Below are 524 nucleotides of genomic sequence, written 5' to 3'. Positions count from 1 at the left end.
GGCTCATCGGCTGGACGAACTTCTGCCCTGGAATTGGACGCCAGCATCTGCGCTCTCCGCTCGAGCGGCGGCATGACCACCCACGTCAACAAGGTCCATCACGTCACCACCATCACCAAGGTCGCCAAAGACCTCGGCGAAGACGAAGATTGGCTGTGGGACATCGCCAACGAGATGGAGATCGAGGATGGCTTCATCTGGGTCTATGGCGTCGGAGAAGACGGCGTTCAGGCGTTCACCGACTTCGGCATCGACAACGTGATCGAGCTTATTAAGTTCTACAAGGAAAACCCTGGACTGCTGAAGCGGTGATCCTGCGGCCTACGCCGAATGGATACGGAGGAACTGGCTGCTCGCGGGATCAAGACAGACGTGCGGGCGGTGTGGACGTTCGTTCACGCCGAAGGGCTGAGCTTCAAAAAAACGTAAGCGCTTAGCCGGAGCCCTTGGTTCGGGATCGGGATAGCTGTGCGAAGAAGCCTCCGGGTTGGACGGAGGTTTGAGATGGGATTGGACAGCAAAAA

The 524-nt window shown here is 57.8% G+C and carries 2 protein-coding genes; one reads left to right on the top strand and one right to left on the bottom strand.

Annotated elements, in window-relative coordinates; genetic code table 11:
- Window positions 1–72 precede the first annotated feature (72 nt).
- Window positions 73–312: a hypothetical protein gene (locus IVA91_RS09645; protein ID WP_247458634.1), complete on the top strand. Its 240-nt coding sequence runs from the start codon at window positions 73–75 to the stop codon at window positions 310–312.
- 9 nt (window positions 313–321) lie between these two features.
- Here the strand turns inward: IVA91_RS09645 and IVA91_RS09640 are convergent.
- Window positions 322–524: hypothetical protein (locus IVA91_RS09640; RefSeq protein WP_247458636.1), on the bottom strand; the 203-nt coding region annotated here is incomplete at its 5' end.

It is taken from the genome of Bradyrhizobium sp. 153 (assembly GCF_023073835.1).
Classification (GTDB): domain Bacteria; phylum Pseudomonadota; class Alphaproteobacteria; order Rhizobiales; family Xanthobacteraceae; genus Bradyrhizobium.
The sequence above is the reverse complement of the archived record's forward strand: the minus strand, read 5'-3'. Positions and strand labels throughout refer to the sequence as shown.

What these genes read in the sequence shown, in the direction of transcription:
- IVA91_RS09645 (WP_247458634.1), top strand. Translation starts at nt 73, where the DNA reads ATGACCACCCACGTCAACAAGGTCCATCACGTCACCACCATCACCAAG.